Source organism: Phenylobacterium sp. (assembly GCF_044372605.1).
GTDB lineage: Bacteria > Pseudomonadota > Alphaproteobacteria > Caulobacterales > Caulobacteraceae > Phenylobacterium.
Genome location: NZ_JBILRO010000048.1, coordinates 1 through 16,470, shown reverse-complemented (window position 1 = coordinate 16,470; position 16,470 = coordinate 1). Strand labels below are relative to the sequence as shown.

The 16,470-nt window shown below is 66.2% G+C and carries 17 protein-coding genes; 15 read left to right on the top strand and 2 right to left on the bottom strand.

Translation table 11 applies throughout. The annotated features are described in order from the left end of the window. Positions 1 to 19: 19 nt before the first annotated feature. The 5 genes from rpoZ (at position 20) to acpS (ending at position 4,438) form a co-directional block, all read left to right on the top strand. Positions 20 to 379, top strand: coding sequence for a DNA-directed RNA polymerase subunit omega (rpoZ, locus tag ACIQ42_RS06455; protein ID WP_397401232.1), 360 nt, complete (start codon positions 20 to 22; stop codon positions 377 to 379). 107 nt (positions 380 to 486) lie between these two features. Continuing rightward, complete coding sequence (locus ACIQ42_RS06450) at positions 487 to 2,655, top strand: RelA/SpoT family protein (RefSeq protein WP_397421387.1); 2,169 nt, start codon at positions 487 to 489, stop codon at positions 2,653 to 2,655. Between the two features lie 48 nt (positions 2,656 to 2,703). Further along, positions 2,704 to 3,288 (top strand): orotate phosphoribosyltransferase, encoded by a 585-nt coding sequence (pyrE, locus tag ACIQ42_RS06445; RefSeq protein ID WP_397421386.1) that lies wholly within the window; start codon positions 2,704 to 2,706, stop codon positions 3,286 to 3,288. Further along, the gene (locus tag ACIQ42_RS06440; protein ID WP_397421385.1) at positions 3,285 to 4,043 is read left to right on the top strand and encodes a pyridoxine 5'-phosphate synthase; all 759 of its coding nucleotides are present in this window, start codon (positions 3,285 to 3,287) and stop codon (positions 4,041 to 4,043) included. The genes pyrE and ACIQ42_RS06440 overlap by 4 nt, the downstream gene beginning before the upstream one ends. Further along, positions 4,040 to 4,438 (top strand): holo-ACP synthase, encoded by a 399-nt coding sequence (acpS, locus tag ACIQ42_RS06435; protein WP_397421384.1) that lies wholly within the window; start codon positions 4,040 to 4,042, stop codon positions 4,436 to 4,438. Before ACIQ42_RS06440 ends, acpS begins: the two co-directional genes overlap by 4 nt. A gap of 6 nt (positions 4,439 to 4,444) precedes the next feature. Here acpS and ACIQ42_RS06430 read toward each other — a convergent pair whose 3' ends face one another. Beyond that, on the bottom strand, positions 4,445 to 5,995 hold the full coding sequence (locus ACIQ42_RS06430) for an AMP-binding protein (RefSeq protein WP_397421383.1): 1,551 nt from the start codon (positions 5,993 to 5,995) through the stop codon (positions 4,445 to 4,447). Between the two features lie 121 nt (positions 5,996 to 6,116). Between ACIQ42_RS06430 and ACIQ42_RS06425 the strand changes: the two genes are divergently transcribed. From ACIQ42_RS06425 to ACIQ42_RS06385, 9 genes are all read left to right on the top strand, one after another. Beyond that, positions 6,117 to 6,443, top strand: coding sequence for a hypothetical protein (locus ACIQ42_RS06425; protein WP_397421382.1), 327 nt, complete (start codon positions 6,117 to 6,119; stop codon positions 6,441 to 6,443). Then, a complete protein-coding gene (locus tag ACIQ42_RS06420; RefSeq protein WP_397421381.1) occupies positions 6,440 to 6,640 on the top strand; it encodes a hypothetical protein in 201 nt (66 codons plus the stop codon). The genes ACIQ42_RS06425 and ACIQ42_RS06420 overlap by 4 nt, the downstream gene beginning before the upstream one ends. A 386-nt stretch (positions 6,641 to 7,026) precedes the next feature. Continuing rightward, positions 7,027 to 7,686 (top strand): hypothetical protein, encoded by a 660-nt coding sequence (locus ACIQ42_RS06415; protein ID WP_397421380.1) that lies wholly within the window; start codon positions 7,027 to 7,029, stop codon positions 7,684 to 7,686. A gap of 339 nt (positions 7,687 to 8,025) precedes the next feature. Beyond that, the gene (gene lepB / locus ACIQ42_RS06410) at positions 8,026 to 8,811 is read left to right on the top strand and encodes a signal peptidase I (RefSeq protein WP_397421379.1); all 786 of its coding nucleotides are present in this window, start codon (positions 8,026 to 8,028) and stop codon (positions 8,809 to 8,811) included. Continuing rightward, complete coding sequence (rnc, locus tag ACIQ42_RS06405; protein ID WP_397421378.1) at positions 8,808 to 9,527, top strand: ribonuclease III; 720 nt, start codon at positions 8,808 to 8,810, stop codon at positions 9,525 to 9,527. Before lepB ends, rnc begins: the two co-directional genes overlap by 4 nt. Beyond that, positions 9,524 to 10,471, top strand: a complete 948-nt coding sequence (gene era / locus ACIQ42_RS06400) for a GTPase Era (RefSeq protein WP_397421377.1) — start codon at positions 9,524 to 9,526, stop codon at positions 10,469 to 10,471. Before rnc ends, era begins: the two co-directional genes overlap by 4 nt. A gap of 5 nt (positions 10,472 to 10,476) precedes the next feature. Further along, positions 10,477 to 11,208 carry a DNA repair protein RecO gene (gene recO / locus ACIQ42_RS06395; RefSeq protein WP_397421376.1) on the top strand — a complete coding sequence of 244 codons (732 nt, stop codon included), beginning with the start codon at positions 10,477 to 10,479 and terminating at the stop codon, positions 11,206 to 11,208. A 36-nt stretch (positions 11,209 to 11,244) separates the two neighbouring features. Beyond that, entirely contained in the window at positions 11,245 to 13,473 is a 2,229-nt protein-coding gene (parC, locus tag ACIQ42_RS06390; protein WP_397421375.1) for a DNA topoisomerase IV subunit A, read from the top strand. 162 nt (positions 13,474 to 13,635) lie between these two features. Then, positions 13,636 to 14,865: a serine hydrolase domain-containing protein gene (locus ACIQ42_RS06385; RefSeq protein ID WP_397421374.1), complete on the top strand. Its 1,230-nt coding sequence runs from the start codon at positions 13,636 to 13,638 to the stop codon at positions 14,863 to 14,865. A 93-nt stretch (positions 14,866 to 14,958) separates the two neighbouring features. Here the strand turns inward: ACIQ42_RS06385 and ACIQ42_RS06380 are convergent, their stop codons facing one another. Further along, positions 14,959 to 15,324: a hypothetical protein gene (locus tag ACIQ42_RS06380; RefSeq protein WP_397421373.1), complete on the bottom strand. Its 366-nt coding sequence runs from the start codon at positions 15,322 to 15,324 to the stop codon at positions 14,959 to 14,961. A gap of 118 nt (positions 15,325 to 15,442) precedes the next feature. Here ACIQ42_RS06380 and ACIQ42_RS06375 point away from each other — a divergent pair. Continuing rightward, the coding region (locus ACIQ42_RS06375; protein ID WP_397421372.1) for a serine hydrolase domain-containing protein at positions 15,443 to 16,470 on the top strand (1,028 nt) is incomplete at its 3' end.

The window sequence follows — 16,470 nt, the reverse complement described above, 5'->3', positions numbered from 1 at the left end:
ATTTCGCCAGAGAGGTCCCATGGCTCGCGTCACCGTCGAAGACTGCATTGAAAAAGTGCCCAACCGCTTCAGCCTCGTTCTGCTGTCGTCGCATCGGGCCCGCGCCGTCTCGGCCGGTTCACCGATCATGGTGGATCGCGACAACGACAAGAACCCGGTTGTCGCGCTTCGCGAGATTGCGGACGACGTGGTCGACGCTGAGGAGCTGAAGGAAGCCCTGATCCTCTCGCTGCAGCGCGTCGACGAACGCTCCGAAGCCGAGGAAGAGGCCGAGACCCTGGCCCTGCTCGCCGACCCCACGCACATGCAGATGAGCGAGCTTGAGTTGATCCGCGCCCTGCAAAGCGACCGCGACGGCGGTCAGGAGGAGCGGTACTGAGCCCCGAAGGCGCAGAACCCCTCCTGAAAGACGCGGCCAGCCAGCCTGCCGCCGTGCTCCCCGACGTATCCGTAGCTGAACCGCCCGCGCCCCCACCGCGGCCAAAGATGCTGCGCCAGTTCGAGCTGATCGAGAAGGTCCGCTCCTACGACCCGACCGCTGACGAGGCATTGCTGAACCGCGCCTATGTCTATGCCATGCGGGCTCATGGCGCGCAGAAGCGGGCGTCCGGCGATCCCTACTTCGCTCACCCGATCGAGGTGGCCGGCATCCTCACCGACTATCGCCTCGACACAGAGACCATCGTCACCGCCCTGCTGCACGATGTCATCGAGGACACGGAGACCACACGGGAAGACATCGAGCGTCTGTTCGGCGCGGAAGTCGCCGAACTGGTGGAAGGCGTCACCAAGCTCTCCAAGCTGGAGCTTTCCGAAGCCCACCTTCGCCAGGCCGAAAACCTGCGCAAGTTCATCCTGGCGATCTCCAAGGATGTGCGCGTCCTGCTGGTCAAGCTGGCTGACCGCCTGCACAACATGCGCACCCTGCACTTCATCAAGCAGGCGGCAAAGCGGGAACGGATCGCCCGCGAAACACTCGACATCTACGGCCCGCTGGCCCGTTCGATCGGCGTCCACCGGATCTGCGAGGAGCTCGAGGAACTCGCCTTTGCCCACCTCAATCCCGTGGCGCGCGACGCGATCATGCGGCGCCTGGCGGTGCTGCGGAGCGAGCAGGGCGGGGCGGTCTCCACAGTCAGCCAGGAAATGTCGACGCGGCTGGAAGCGGCCGGCATCACCGCGCGCGTCTATGGCCGCGAGAAGCACGCCTTTTCGATCTGGCGGAAGCTGCAGCGCAAATCCATCGGCTTTTCCCAGCTGTCCGACATCTATGCCTTTCGGGTGATCGTCGACAGCGAGGAGGACTGCTACCGGGCGCTGGGCGTCATCCATCGAGCCTGGCCGTCTGTGCCGGAGCGTTTCAAGGACTACATCTCCACGCCCAAGCGCAACAACTACCGGTCACTCCACACCACCGTGGTCGGCTACAAGGGTATGCGCATCGAGATGCAGATCCGCACCGACGCCATGGATCTGGTGGCCGAAGAGGGCGTGGCTGCCCACTGGCGCTACAAGAACAAGTCCTACGGCTTCGACGCCGAGCACCAGAAGGCCGCTGGCGGCCGGGACCCGCTGGTCAATCTGCGTCATCTTGTTCAGGTGCTGGAGCACGGCGGCGACGCCGAGGAACTGGTCGAGCATGCCAAGCTTGAGATGTACCTTGATCAGGTGTTCGTCTTCACGCCCAAGGGCAAGCTGGTCAGCCTACCGCGCGGCGCCATGCCGCTGGACTTTGCCTATGGCCTTCACACCGACATCGGCGACACCACGGTCGGCGCCAAGATCAATGGCGAGCTGAAGCCGCTACGCACGGCGCTGGCCAATGGTGACGTGGTCGAGGTGATCCGGGGCGGAAAGCCGGCGGTCCCGCTGGACTGGCGTTCGCTGACGGTCACAGGCCGGGCGCGCTCGGCCATTCGTCGCCACCTTCGCCAGACTGAGCGCGAGGAGTTCATCCGGCTTGGTCGCGCCACCCTGGACCAGACCTTCGATGCCGCCGGCAAGAGCCGCAAGGACGTTTCCCTCCGTCCCGCCCTGGAGCGGTTTGCTGCCGCCACCGAGGAAGATCTTTTCGAAGCCGTCGGTCGGGGCCGCGCAACGCCCTCACAGGTTCTGGCGATCGTGTTCCCCGGCCTCAAGCCTGCCGAGCGCGAGGCTGCGACCGCGCGTCGACATGTCCGCGACGCCAAGCACGCCCGTCTCTATGTGCGCGGAGGCGGTCTGACCCCGGGCGTCACCCTGCATTTCGCGGAATGCTGCTCGCCGGTTCCGGGCGACCGCATCGTCGGCATCCTGGCCAAGGACGGGCCCGGCGTCACAGTTCACACCATTGATTGCGAAAAACTGGTGGATTACGAGGATCGCGAGGACCTCTGGCGCGACCTGCAGTGGACCCCGGAGGCTGAGCGCAATGCCATCGCGCGCGCCCGCCTGACCGCCACGATCCGCAATGCGCCGGGCGTGCTCGGCCAGGTCTGCACGGTAATCGGCGAGGCAGGCGGCAACATTGTCGGGCTGCGCATGAACCACCGTCAGTCCGACTTCTTCGATGTCCTGATCGACGTGGACGTCAATGACGCCCGCCACCTGACGCATATCTCGGCAGCCCTGCGCGCCAATCCCAGCGTCGAAGAGGTCGAACGGACCAAGGGGTAAGGCGACGCCATCTTTCGCCGGCCGCAAAACGGGACTATCTCCGGTCCTATGAACACAGAAGACGTACTTGCAGAATTTCGCGGCGCGGGCGCGCTGCGGGAAGGCCACTTCATCCTGGCCTCCGGCCGCCACAGCGCCATGTTCCTGCAGAAGAATCTGGTCTTCCAGTACGCGGACCGGACGGAGCGTCTCTGCAAGGCGTTGGCGGCGAAGATCGAGGCGCGGTTCGGCAAGCCGGACGTGATCGTCTCACCTGCGGTGGGCGCCATCATTCCGGGCTACGAGACCGCCCGCTGGCTCGGTGTGCCGTCAATGTTCGTTGAACGGGAAGACGGCGGCTTCAAGCTGCGCCGCGCGTTCCGGATCGAACCCGGCGCCAAGGTGGTCATATTAGAGGATGTGATCACCACCGGCGGCTCGTTCCGTGAGGCTGTGGCGCCCATCGAGGCGGCGGGCGGGGTAATCCTGGGCTGCGCCTGTATCGTAGACCGCTCGGGCGGCAAGGCCGATGTGGGCTGGCCGTTGGTGGCGCTGGCCACGCTGGATGTGCCGTCCTGGCACGCCGATGCGCTGCCGCCGGAACTCGCGGCTCTGCCGGCCGAGGAACCCGGGTCCAAGAGGCTGCGCGCATGAGCCGTCTTCGCCTTGGCGTGAACATCGACCACGTGGCCACCGTCCGGAACGCCCGGGGGGAGGGTTATCCCGATCCCGTTCGCGCCGCCGAGATGGCGCTCGCCGCGGGCGCAGACGGCATCACCGCCCACCTGCGTGAGGATCGCCGTCACATCTCGGACGCTGATATCGAACAACTGGTCGTAACCTGCCGCCGCCGGGGTCGGCCCTTGAACTTCGAGTGTGCTGTCACCGCAGAGATGGAGGCGATCGCGCTGGCCCATCTTCCCCACGCCGCCTGCCTGGTGCCGGAGCGGCGTGAGGAGGTCACCACCGAGGGCGGCCTGGATATCATCAAGGGCCACAACACCATCGCGCCTGTCGTGAACCGGCTGGTGAGCGCCGGCATCCGCGTCTCCTGCTTCATAGACGCCGATCCGGTGCAGGTGGCCGCGTCAAAGGCCGTCGGGGCCCAGGTGATCGAACTCCACACCGGGGCCTACTGCCAGGCCGTGCGGGAGCGTCGTCCCGAGGCCGATGCCTTGCTCCAGAGACTGCGCGCCGCCGCAACCGAGGGCGCGCGACTGGGCCTCGAAGTGCATGCCGGCCACGGTATCGATTATGAGACGGTCAAACCCGTGGCCGCCATCCCCGAGCTTATGGAACTCAACATCGGTCACTTCCTGATCGGTGAGGCGATTTTCATCGGCCTCGGTCCCGCCATCCAGCGGATGCGCGCGCTGATGGACGAGGCGCGCGCCGTCAAAGCCGCATGATCCTCGGCCTGGGCTCCGATCTCTCCGACATCCGCCGTATCCAGGCCAGTCTGGACCGCTTCGGCGACCGTTTTCGCGAACGCGTCTTCACCGAGCTTGAGCGTACCCGCTCCGAGCGCAAGCCCGACGCCGCCGCCAGCTACGCCAAACGCTTCGCCGCCAAGGAGGCCTGCGCCAAGGCCCTGGGCACCGGCATGCGTCGCGGCGTCTTCTGGCGCGACATGGGCGTGATCAACATGCGGTCCGGCCAGCCCACCATGGCGCTGACCGGCGGCGCGCTCGCCCGGCTGCAAGAGATAACGCCTGAGGGCATGAGGGCGGTCATTCACCTGACCCTCACCGACGATCATCCCTATGCGCAGGCCTTCGTGATCATCGAGGCGTTGCCGCAATAGCCGCCTTCAGACGATCCTGCTCTTTCGATCACCCCAATAGCGATCCCGCAGCACCCGCTTGTAGAGTTTGCCCGTCGGCAGGCGCGGCAGTTCTGCCTCGAAGTCCACCGATCGCGGACACTTCAGCCCCGCCAGATGCTGCCGGCAGAAGGCGATCAGTTCCGCCGCCGTCTCCGGACCGGGCTCGACCCCTGGCATCAACTGCACCACCGCCTTGACCTCTTCGCCGAGATCCTCGTGCGGGATCCCGAACACCGCCGCATCCGCCACCTTGGGATGGGTGATCAGCAGGTTCTCGCATTCCTGCGGATAGATGTTCACCCCGCCGGAGATGATCATGAAGGTCGCCCGGTCGGTCAGATAGAGAAACCCGTCGTCGTCCACGTAGCCCACGTCCCCCACCGTCGCCATGGTTCCGTCAGCCGAGCGCGTCTCGTTGGTGCGATCAGGGTCCTGGAAGTATTCAAAGGCGTTGGCCATCTTGAACCAGAGCGTGCCCGGCTGGCCCGGCGCGGAGGGGTTCATCTCGTCGTCCAGAACATGCAACTCGCCGGAGACGACGCGGCCGACCGTACCCCGGTGGGCGAGCCATTCGGCGCTGTCACAGGTGGTGAACCCCAGGCCTTCGGTGGCGCCGTAGTACTCGTGGATGATCGGACCCCACCAGTCGATCATTGCCTCCTTGACCTGGGGCGGACAGGGGGCGGCGGCGTGGACGGCGAATTCCAGCGATGAAAGGTCGTAGCGGGTCCTCACCTCGTCCGGCAGCTTCAGCATCCGTGAGAACATGGTTGGCACCAGCTGGCTGTGGGTGATCCGATATCGCTCGATCAGGCCCAGATACTGTTCGGGATCAAAGTGCTCCATGATCACCACTGTGCCGCCGCGCATGATGGCAAGCCCCACGGCCGCCTGGGGCGCGGAGTGGTAGAGCGGCGCGGGCGACAGATAGATCATCCCGTGGCGATAGCGCCAAAGTCCGTCCAGGAACGAGAACAGCGCGGCATTCTCCGAGGGTGGGAGCTCCGGCAAGGGCCGCAGAATCCCCTTGGGCTTTCCTGTCGTACCCGAGGAATAGAGCATCGCCGCGCCTGAGCTCTCGTCGGCGATGGGCGTCGACGGAAACCCGCCCACGGCCTCGTCCAGATTGAACACCCGCTCGCCATCACCAGGTCCGTCCACCACCAGACACCGCTCCACGCCCGGCGCCAGCGCCATGGCCTTAAGCGCCACCTCCCGCTTGGCCTGCGAGGTAATCAGCACCCGCGAAAGGCTGTTGGTGAGGATGTAGGCCAGCTCCTCCGGCGTCAGATAGGAGTTGACGCAGGTGTAGTAGAGGCCTGACCTGGCCCCCGCGCCGCAAGCCTCCAGATACCGGGCGTTATTCTCCATGATAATCGAATAGTGGTCGTTCCGGTTCAGCCCCACCGACCTGAAATAGTGCGCCAGCCGGTTGGTCCTGGCCTCCAGCTCGCCATAGGTCACCGTCTCGCCGGTGGACGCCATGATGAAGGCGGGGTGGTCGGGCTGGGTCTTGGCGTGGGCGCCGGGGTACATCTGGACGTTTCCTCTTGCTCGCCCCGCTAGCAGATGAGGCTCAAGCGTGCGCTGTCAATGCCCCCGCTTGAGCCTCCCGTGGTGTCCGCTAAGCTGGCCCTGCCATTCCACGGAGTCTGCCATGCGATTTCTTGCGATCACGACCTTGGTCGTCGCCGCCCTGACGACAGTCCCGGCTCATGCCGACACCCTCCGTGAGATCACGACCAAAGGCATCATCATGTCGGTGCAGGGTACGGACATCGACGTCACCTACACCCCCGACGGCAAGTTCACCGCCCTCGACGGCCAGATCACCGGCGCCTGGCGGATCGACGGCGACAAGCTCTGCACAAGCTCCAACTTCGATCCCAACGAAACCTGCACCGCCTTTCCTGTGGACAAGAAGTCCGGCGACAGCTTCGAGATGTCGGGGCCTCAGGGCGTGGCCACGATCACGATCAAATGACGGCGCTCCAGCCGCCGGCGGGGTTCATCGACACCCCGAATCCCCCGGTCGCGGGACCTGGGCGCCTGGTCTCGCGGGTCGAGGAGATCACCATCAACCGCCCGCTGCTCTATGGGCTGGGCGATTTCCCCTACGCCGTCTGGATGCGCGGTTCACTGGTCCGCACCAGGGTGATCGCGGAAGGCCGCGTGGCGTAGCCGCAGCCTGACCCTGACCGGGCCGGCAGGCAGTTGGTCATGTGATGAAGGAATTTACCGCAGAAAGGCGCTGAAAACGCAGAAGGGCGCCCGGGGTTCGCCCACGCGTTGTCATCCCGGTTTCGCCATGGGCGAAGACCGAGACCCATAAACGCCGGGGTCGAGATATTGGCACGGCATCGCCGCAGCAGCGCTATCCGGAAGCGCCAGCGTTTATGGATTACGGTGACGCTTGCAACAATCCCCAAATCATCCGGCCGCGGCCAACCCGGCGCCGGTCAACTGCAACATTCAACGTAGCCGACAATCGCGATTAGCAAAAAAACTCACCCACCACCCCCATCCTACGTCCGATCCTGACGTACCTCTATGTTCCACTCCAATCCATGACCGCGACCACCCCTGATCGAGGCGCCGAGATGCTGGCTGAGCTGGCTGAGATGGATCTCAGTGCCGCGAAGCATATCCACGCCCAGCTGCTCGCCGCCACAGAGGCGAGCGAGGTCGCCGATCTCAGCCGGTCCTACCAGCGCGCGTCGCGCTGCGTGCGCCAGACCCTGGCGCTGAAGGCGAAGCTGGCCTGCGAGGGGGCCGGAGAGACGCGGTCGGTCTGGACATCGCCGCGCGCCGATGAGGTGTCGCGCCGGTTGCACGGTTTCGCCGTCGATGACCGCACGATCGAGCTACAGCATGCCGTAGATCGGGTGATCCTGGCCGAACATCCCGAACACGAGCCGGCCCGCGAGGCGCTGATCACGCGGTTGGACCGCGAAATCGACGATTGGGTCCACGAGCCCGACTTCGTGACCAGGGACCTCGACGCCCACGTTCTGCACGCTTGCCGCGCCCTTGGTCTCAACGAAGGGCTCGCCCGCCAATGGCGGGACCTGCCCGAGGCCGATTTTGATCCGGCCGACGAGGATGTTGATGATCCTGGCGCCGCCAGGCCCGGCGAAACCGGCCCCGACATTTCATTCGCGGGGGACGCCCAGGGCATGGGTGACGCCCCCCTGACCGGAGCCTCGGCAAGGGTCGACACCGGCTGAGCGGTGGCTCCGCCCGATCTGTCCTCAAGCTGATGGTCTCCAACCGGGGTGCCCCTCGCGCCCCGGACCCTGACCTGTTGCGCGATTTCTCCTTGCCAATCCGGCGATTGGCGGCGAGACGCGTTTTCACGTGTGTTGGGGATATCCGGCGACACCATACCCATTGACCATGCGCGGGTTCGTGTTGTGTTTCCCCATATGTGGCCGCGCCATTCCGCGTTTTCTGCGGCTCGCCTTGCCGTCCGCCATCACCCCTCCATCGGCGCCGATCTTGCTCCCGTCGTCGTGACCGGATAGGCAACACCCGCTTCGGGTCGCCGGAGCGGCCAAGGATCCGACATGAGCGAAACCCCCCAAGGCGCACCAGAAACCGGCCTGGCCGGCGGTGCGCTCAATGAGTTCGTGGAGATCGTGAAGACGGTCGTCTATGCACTGGCGATCGCGCTGTTCCTGCGGATCCTCTTCTTCCAGCCCTTCACGATCCCGTCGGCCTCGATGGAGCCGAACCTCTATGAGGGGGACTATGTGATCGTGTCGAAGTTCTCCTACGGCTACTCGCGCCACTCCATCCCCTTCAGCCCCCCGCTGTTCGAGGGCCGGGTGATGGGCAAGGTCGCCCAGCGCGGCGACATCGTGGTGTTCAAGCTGCCCAGCGACAACCGCACCGATTACATCAAGCGCGTGGTGGGGATCGGCGGCGACCGGGTGCAGATGCGCAATGGCCTGCTCTATGTGAACGACAAGCTGATCCAGCGGCTTCCGGAATCACCGGTGAAGTCGATCATGCCCTCCGGCGAGGTGGTCGATGTTGCGCGGTTCCAGGAGCGGCTGGAGAGCGGAAAATCCTATGACACCCAGGACTTCGGTCCCGACGGCGCCGAGGACAATACCGAGACCTTCGTCGTGCCCGAGGGCTACTACTTCATGATGGGCGACAACCGCGACAACTCGTCTGACAGCCGTGTGCCGCCCTTCGAGAGCGGCGTCGGGATGGTTCCTGCCGAAAATCTGGTCGGCAAGGCGCAGATCGTGCTGCTGTCCTGGAACCCGGAGGCCTCGATCTTCAAGCCCTGGACCTGGGTGCTGGATGCGCGGCCCAGCCGGTTCTTCAAAGTCCTGAAATGAACACCCGCACCGCGGCGATCGAGGAACTCGAGCGTCGTATCGGATACCACTTCGCTGATCGCGACCTTCTGGAGCGTGCGCTTACCCACGCCAGCGTCGGCGATGGCGCGCGCGAGGTGCGCCACAATGAACGTCTGGAGTTCCTGGGCGACCGGGTGCTCAACCTCTGCGCCGCCGAGCGATTGATGGCCCTGGACCCGGACAGTCGCGAGGGCGAGATGTCGCGCCGGCTCGCCAATCTGGTGAACTTTCATGCCTGCGCCCGGGCCGCGCACCGGGTGGGTCTGCCTGACGCCCTGCGTCTCTCGGCCAGCGCCACCAAGGTGGGGGCGCGCAAGTCCGACGCCGTGCTGGGCGACGCCTGCGAGGCGTTGATGGCGGCGCTTTACATTGATGGTGGGCTGGATACGGCCAAGGCCTTCTTCGCCCGCTTCTGGGCCGAGGAGTTCGAGGATCTCGACGCCCCGCGAAGCAAGGATCCCAAGACCCAGCTTCAGGAGTGGGCTCAAGGCCTGGGCCTGCCGCTGCCGCGCTATCAGATCATCAGCCGCGAAGGCCCGGCCCACGCACCGGTGTTCGTCATCGAGGTGGAGGTCGAGGGGTTCGCGGCCGAACGCGGGGAGGGCGGTTCCCGCCAGGCCGCCGAGAAGTCTGCAGCCCAGACCATGCTATTGAAGCGGGAGGGCGCAGAGTCCGCGCCGGAGACTGATCAATGACCACGCCCGCCAACCCTCGCGCCGGCTTCGCCGCCATCATCGGCGCGCCCAATGCGGGCAAGTCGACCCTGACCAACCGGCTGGTGGGGGCCAAGGTCTCGATCGTCACCCAGAAGGTCCAGACGACCCGCTTTCCCGTGCGCGGGGTCGCCATCGAGGGCGACGCCCAGATCGTGCTGGTCGACACCCCCGGCATCTTCCAGCCCCGCCGCAAACTGGATCGCGCCATGATCCGGGCGGCCTGGGGCGGGGCCGAGGACGCCGAGGTGATCGTGCATCTGGTGGACAGCGTCGCGGAGCTTGCGGCCCCCATGCGGGAGGGATCGCCCGCAGATCGCAAGGCCGCCATCGACGTGGAGTCCATCATCACCGGCCTCAAGGCCAACGGCAAACAGGCGATGCTGGCGCTCAACAAGATCGACGGCATGCGCCGCGATACCCTGCTGGGCCTGTCGCAGCGCCTGTTCGAGACCGGGGTCTATTCCGAGGTGTTCATGATCTCCGCCGCCGACGGTGCGGGCGTCGACGACCTGAAGTCCCGGCTGGCAGCCCTGATGCCGGAGAGCCCCTGGCTCTATCCCGCCGAGCAGACCGCCGACCTGCCGGCCCGGCTGCTTGCCGCCGAGATCACCCGGGAGAAGCTATATCTGCGGGTCCACGAGGAGCTGCCCTATTCGGCCGCGGTCGAGACCACCAAGTTCGAGGAACGTAAGGACGGCGGCGTACGCATCGAGCAGAACATCTATGTCGAGCGCGAGAGCCAACGCCCGATCATCCTGGGCAAGGGCGGCCAGACCGTGAAGTGGATCGGCCAGAAAGCCCGCGAGGAGTTGTGCGAGTTGCTGGACCGCCCGGTCCACCTGTTCCTCCACGTGGTGGTCGACGACAAGTGGGCCGACAAGCGCGAGTTCTACGGCGACGTGGGTCTGGACTACGACGCGTAGGCGCGATGGAATTCGAAGACGACGCCTTTGTGCTGAGCGCCCGCGTCCACGGCGAGACCGGCGCGATTGTCGAGCTGCTGACCGCCCATCACGGCAAGTGGGCCGCCCATGTGGCCGGCGGGGCCTCGCGGCGGATGAAGCCATTTCTGCAGGCGGGCGCGCAGGTCAATGTTCGATACCGCGCACGCGTCTCCGATCAGCTGGGGTCGGCCACGCTGGAGCCGGTGGGCGAGGGGCCCTCGGCGCTGTTCGATGACCCTCTGGCCCTGGCCGGGATTGCCGCCGCCGCCGCAGTGACCGCCGGCGCCTTGCCCGAGCGCGAGCCGCATCCCGGCGCCCACATGGCGTTCGAGGCGCTCGTGTCCGCCTTCGCCCACGATGCGATCTGGCCCGCCGTCTTCGTGCGGTTCGAGGCAGGGCTGCTGGCGGACCTGGGTTTCGGCCTTGATCTCTCCAAATGCGCCGCCACCGGGTCGACCGACGATCTGATCTACGTCAGCCCGAAGACCGGGCGCGCGGTCAGCCGAGAGGCCGGTGAGCCCTACAGGGACCGCCTGCTGGCGCTGCCGCCCTTCCTGCTGGCGGCCCAGTCACGTCTGGCGCCGGGCGACGTCGGCGCGGGTCTGACCCTGACGGCCTACTTCCTGGAAGCCTTCATCTTCAACCCGATGAACCGGCCATTGCCGCCGGCCCGTCTATGGTTGCTCGACCGTCTGACGGAGGCAGGGCGGCTGTAGCGAGACGCGAATCCTTCGCCGCGCTAGAAGCCCTCCATGGCCACCACCACCGCCCCGCCGCCGCCCGGCGACCGCATCATCGACGAACCGCTGACCGAGGCGTTGAGCCGGCGCTACCTCGCCTATGCGCTCAGCGTCATCACCGATCGCGCGCTGCCCGACGTGCGCGATGGCCTGAAGCCCGTGCAGCGCCGGGTGCTCTACGCCATGCGCGAGATGCGCCTGAACCCCGAGAACGCCGCGCGCAAGTGCGCCAAGGTCGTCGGCGAGGTGATGGGCGGCTATCACCCCCACGGCGACCAGTCGATCTACGACACCCTGGTGCGCATGGCCCAGGCTTTCGCCCAGCGCTATCCCCTGGTCGACGGCCAGGGCAACTTCGGCAACATCGACGGCGATAACGCCGCGGCCATGCGCTACACCGAGGCCAAGCTGACGGTGGCGGCGATGATGCTGCTGGACGGTATCGACGAGGACGCCGTCGACTTCCGCCCGACCTATGATGGCTCAGACGATGAGCCCACGGTCCTGCCGGCGGGCTTCCCCAATCTGCTGGCCAACGGCTCCACCGGCATCGCCGTCGGCATGGCCACCTCGATCCCGCCCCATAACGCCGGCGAGTTGATCGACGCCTGCCTGCTGCTGCTCGACAAGCCGGACGCCGCGATCGACGCGCTGATGGCCCACGTTCAGGGCCCCGATTTCCCCACCGGCGGCGTCATTGTCGAGAGCCGCGCCTCGATGCTGGAGACCTATTCCACCGGTCGCGGCGGCATTCGCGTGCGGGCGAAGTGGGAGAAGGAGGATCTGGGGAAGGGGATGTACCAGATCGTCGTCACCGAGATGCCCTACCAGGTGCGCAAGGCCGATCTGGTGGAGCGGCTGGCCGAACTGATCGACGCCAAGAAGGCCCCGCTGCTGGGTGATGTGCGCGACGAGAGCGCCGAGGATGTGCGCCTGGTCCTGGAGCCCAAGAGTCGCAACGTCGAGGCCGAGGTGCTGATGGAGAGCCTGTTCAAGCTCTCGGATCTGGAGACCCGCTTCAGCGTCAACCTCAACGTCCTGGACGCCCGCGGCACGCCGGGCGTGATGAACCTGAAGCAGGCGCTGGGCGCCTTCCTAGATCACCGCCGCGAGGTGCTGGTCCGCAGGGCCCGACACCGCCTCGCGAAGATCGAAGCCCGGCTGCACATCCTCGACGGCCTGATGATCGCCTACCTCAATCTGGACGAGGTGATCCGCATCGTCCGCTATGAGGAGGAGCCCAAGGCGCGCCTGATCGAGACCTTCACCCTGTCGGAGATCCAGGCCGACGCCATCCTCAACACCCGCCTGCGCCAGTTGGCCCGGCTGGAGGAAATGGAACTGCGGCGCGAGCACGCGGAGCTCTCCGAAGAACGCGACGGCATCGTCGCCATGCTGGCTGACGACAAGGCGCAGTGGAAGCTTGTGGGCGCGGGCCTGCGCCAGGTGAAGGCTGCCCTGGGCGACCTGAACATCCGCCGTTCCCTGTTTGCAGACGCGCCGGAGATCGACACCGAGGCGGCGCTGGAGGCGATGATCGTGCGCGAGCCGATCACCATCATCCTGTCGGAACGGGGCTGGATCCGCGCCGCCAAGGGCCGGGTCGAGGATCCCTCGGAACTGAAGTTCAAGGAGGGCGACAAGCTGCAGTTCCTGGTCCCAGCCGAGACCACCGACAAGCTCCTGATCTTCGCCTCCGACGGCCGCTTCTTCACCCTGGCATGTGACAAGCTGCCGGGCGCGCGGGGCCACGGCGAGCCGCTGCGGCTGATGATCGACCTCGACGACAAGGTGGGTCTGGTTGATGTGTTCGTGCACCGGCCAGGCGCGCGGCGAGTGATCGCATCGAAGGACGGCTATGGCTTCATCCTGCCGGAGGTCGAGGCGGTGGCCTTCCGCCGTGCAGGCAAGCAGGTGCTGAACGGGACGGCTCTGACCTGCGTGGCCGTGGGCGACGCCGATCATCTGGCTGTGGTGGGCGATAACGGCAAGTTGCTGGTCTTCCCGATCACCGAGTTGCCGGAAATGCCGCGCGGCAAGGGCGTGAAGCTGCAGAGCTATCGCGAAGGCGGCTTGCGCGACGCGATGGTGTTTGGTGAAGGCGAGGGCGCATCGTGGACGACCTCGGACGGGCGCACCCGCGTGTGGCCCGAGTGGCGCGAATGGCTGGGGCGACGGGCCTCAGCGGGCAAGCTGGTGCCGAAGGGGTTCCCGGCGACGAAGCGGTTCAGGCCTCGCTGACCGGTCAGCGTCGCCTTCGCCAGCTGGCCGGGCTCCACGATGATCCCAATTGGGCGCTCTGCTTTCAGGTACGCGCTGTCGCAGTAGAAGGTCATCGTTGGGGTCGACGCCGCCGCGCCATCTCGCCTAAGCTGGCGTTCAACAAAGGGGTGGAGGCGGCCGGTGGCGCATATTGATCGACGGGGCGTGCTGTTGGGCGCGGGGGCGATGCTTGCTGCGAGCCCGACCTTCGCCCAGCCGCGGGAGACCATCGCCGCCAGTCCTCTGGCGACCACGGCGGAAAACCAGGCCGCGACCTTCCGCAATCAGGATCTGGCGCGACCGGTCCGCACGATCCGCGCCGGCAGTCGGCCTCGCCCTCTGCCGCCGCATGCCAGGTCGCTGGCTGGACTCAGCTTCGAAAGCGGCGGGGCGACCCGTACCGTGGACGACTATATGGCGCGTCGCCGAACTGCCGGACTGCTTGTCCTGAAGCGGGGCGAAGTGGCGCTCGAACGGTATGGCATGGGCAACGGGCCGGAAAGTCGCTGGACCAGCTTTTCCACCGCCAAGTCGATGACCGCGACGCTCACCGGCGCGGCCCTGCAGGATGGCGCGATCAGGAGCCTGGATGATCCGGTAGGTCGCTATCTGCCCCGTATGGTCGGCAGCGCCTATCAGGATGTCAGCATCCGAAACGTACTGCGGATGACCTCAGGCGTGGCGTGGACGGAGGACTACGACCCGACAGGAAAATCCGACCGAGCGGCCTTGGGCGCCGCGATGGCCAGTCTCAAACCGGGTGCGATCCTTGAGCTCATGGCCTCTCGCCCCCGGGCTGTGCCTCAGGGAACAAAGTTCAACTATTCCACGGGCGAGAGCTGTCTGTTGGGGGCGGTGGTCGCGGCGGCGACAGGCAAGCCGTTGGCCGACTACTATGCGGATAAGGTCTGGGGTCCGGCTGGCATGGAAGCTGACGGATACTGGCAGCTGGAATCGCCGGACGGGCTGGAACTGGGCGGTATGGGCGTCAGCGCACGCCTGCGTGACTATGGCCGTTTCGGTCAGTTCATCCTGGAAGACGGGGTGGCCGGTGGTCGGAGAGTACTGCCGGAGGGCTGGCGTGAACTGGCCGGCCAGCCTGACAGCGAGGCTACGGGCTTCGGCAAGCTGGAAAAGGACTATCCGCTGGGCTACGGCTACCAGTGGTGGGTGCTGCCCAGGAAAGCCGGGACGGCTCACGACGGGGCGTTTACGGCTCAGGGAATTTTCGGCCAGTTCGTCTACATCAATCCACGTGAACAGGTGGTGGCCGTGGTCTGGAGCGCCTGGCGGCAGTCCTGGCAGACAGACAGCGAGTTCGAGACCTATGCCTTGCTGGCCGCTGCCGTGGAGGCGCTGCGGGCGGGCTAGGGGTGCCTGGTGGCCCCGATAACAGGCCTTGAACGGGCGGACGCCAGCTCCAAAGCCTCTGCGCCGCACGCACCAGGATCCTGCCCTGCCGGCTCAGTGCTTGTGCTCGTCCCGGCCGCACATGCGATGTGTCGCGCCGTCCATCCACATGATCTGGACACCGGGGCTCCAGGTGAGCGTGTGCTGGCCGTCGCTCCAGGTCAGCACCACGGGGCCGCCGGTCCAGGGCTGGACGGGCAAAGCGTGCGAGCCGTCGCCAGAGTCGACGATGGCCACCAGCCGGGCATCGGTGATCGCGAAGCGGGCGGTGAGTTCGCCGCCGTCCTGACATTTGAAGCGGGTGCTGACCGGGCGGGTCGTCGACGCAGGGTTTGCGGCCTCCTGCGCCGCGACGAGGGTCGGCGCAACGGCCATCAGGGCGACGCCGAACAGGGCGGGCAGGACGTGTTGCAGCGTCATCAGTGAAGTCTCCCCATGGCGAGGAACGTCCGCACTTTTACAGGTCGGGTCAATCCTTCGCTTGAACCCGACGCCGATTGCGGATGGGATGGCGGCCAACGATGTTGAAGGAAACGTCATGAGTGAACTCCTCGACGCCAAAGCCAGTGATCCGGTCGCGCGCGGACTGATGGTTGGCTTCCCGCCGGGGCCGGATCGGCTGCTGCGGGTGGCGGACGGAACCAGCCGCGGCTTTCCCAACCATCGCTGGAGCTTCAGTCACCAACGGGAACTTGGTCCCTCGGCGGCTATCCGGCGCGGGCCCGGCGCGGCGGCGGCGTTGAGCTATGGGTTGAGGGACGACCTGGATGCGGTTGGCTTCACTACACAGGATGGTCAGGCCATGACCTGGGGCCAGTCCGTGGACGTCAATTTCACGGACGGGCTCATCGTTTTGCATCGCGGCAAGGTGGTCTACGAGACCTATCGCGGCGCGCTCGCACCCCATATCCCGCACCATGCCATGTCCGTGACCAAGTCGTTCACAGGTCTGTTGGCCGCCACGATGGCCCACGAGGGCGTGCTGGACCCCGGCGCGCCGGTGGTGAACTGGCTGCCGGAGATGGCCGGCACCGCCTATGGCGACGCCACCCTGCGCCATGTGATGGATATGACCACAGGCGTGCGCTATTCGGAGGTCTACACCGATCCCAAGGCCGAGGTGCAGGCCTACGCCGCTGCCGCTGGCCTCTGGTCGCCGCCAAACCCCACGGGGCCGGACAACATCATCGACTTCCTGCGAACTCTGGCCAAGGAGGGCGAGCACGGTCAGGCCTTTGCCTACAAGACCTGTAACACCGAGGTGCTGAGCTGGATCGTCCAGCGCGCCGGCGCCGCCCCGCTCGCCCAGCAGATTTCGGAACGCATCTGGCAGCGGCTGGGGGTTGAGGAGGACGCCTATCTGATGGTGGATCGGACAGGCATGGCGATCGGCGGCGCGGCGCTCAACACCACCCTGCGGGACTTGGCCCGCTTCGGCGAGATGATGCGAAATGGCGGTGTCGCCAATGGACAGCAGATCATGCCTTCCGTCGTGGTCGCCGATATCGCGGGCGGTGCCGACCGCGATCACTTCGCCAAGGCCGGCTATGTCACCCTGCCGGGCTG

Bases quoted from the DNA above. Each gene is read 5' to 3' on its own strand.
- rpoZ (WP_397401232.1), top strand. From the start codon at position 20: ATGGCTCGCGTCACCGTCGAAGACTGCATTGAAAAAGTGCCCAACCGC.
- ACIQ42_RS06450 (WP_397421387.1), top strand. From the start codon at position 487: ATGCTGCGCCAGTTCGAGCTGATCGAGAAGGTCCGCTCCTACGACCCG.
- pyrE (WP_397421386.1), top strand. From the start codon at position 2,704: ATGAACACAGAAGACGTACTTGCAGAATTTCGCGGCGCGGGCGCGCTG.
- ACIQ42_RS06440 (WP_397421385.1), top strand. From the start codon at position 3,285: ATGAGCCGTCTTCGCCTTGGCGTGAACATCGACCACGTGGCCACCGTC.
- acpS (WP_397421384.1), top strand. From the start codon at position 4,040: ATGATCCTCGGCCTGGGCTCCGATCTCTCCGACATCCGCCGTATCCAG.
- ACIQ42_RS06430 (WP_397421383.1), bottom strand. From the start codon at position 5,995: ATGTACCCCGGCGCCCACGCCAAGACCCAGCCCGACCACCCCGCCTTC.
- ACIQ42_RS06425 (WP_397421382.1), top strand. From the start codon at position 6,117: ATGCGATTTCTTGCGATCACGACCTTGGTCGTCGCCGCCCTGACGACA.
- ACIQ42_RS06420 (WP_397421381.1), top strand. From the start codon at position 6,440: ATGACGGCGCTCCAGCCGCCGGCGGGGTTCATCGACACCCCGAATCCC.
- ACIQ42_RS06415 (WP_397421380.1), top strand. From the start codon at position 7,027: ATGACCGCGACCACCCCTGATCGAGGCGCCGAGATGCTGGCTGAGCTG.
- lepB (WP_397421379.1), top strand. From the start codon at position 8,026: ATGAGCGAAACCCCCCAAGGCGCACCAGAAACCGGCCTGGCCGGCGGT.
- rnc (WP_397421378.1), top strand. From the start codon at position 8,808: ATGAACACCCGCACCGCGGCGATCGAGGAACTCGAGCGTCGTATCGGA.
- era (WP_397421377.1), top strand. From the start codon at position 9,524: ATGACCACGCCCGCCAACCCTCGCGCCGGCTTCGCCGCCATCATCGGC.
- recO (WP_397421376.1), top strand. From the start codon at position 10,477: ATGGAATTCGAAGACGACGCCTTTGTGCTGAGCGCCCGCGTCCACGGC.
- parC (WP_397421375.1), top strand. From the start codon at position 11,245: ATGGCCACCACCACCGCCCCGCCGCCGCCCGGCGACCGCATCATCGAC.
- ACIQ42_RS06380 (WP_397421373.1), bottom strand. From the start codon at position 15,324: ATGACGCTGCAACACGTCCTGCCCGCCCTGTTCGGCGTCGCCCTGATG.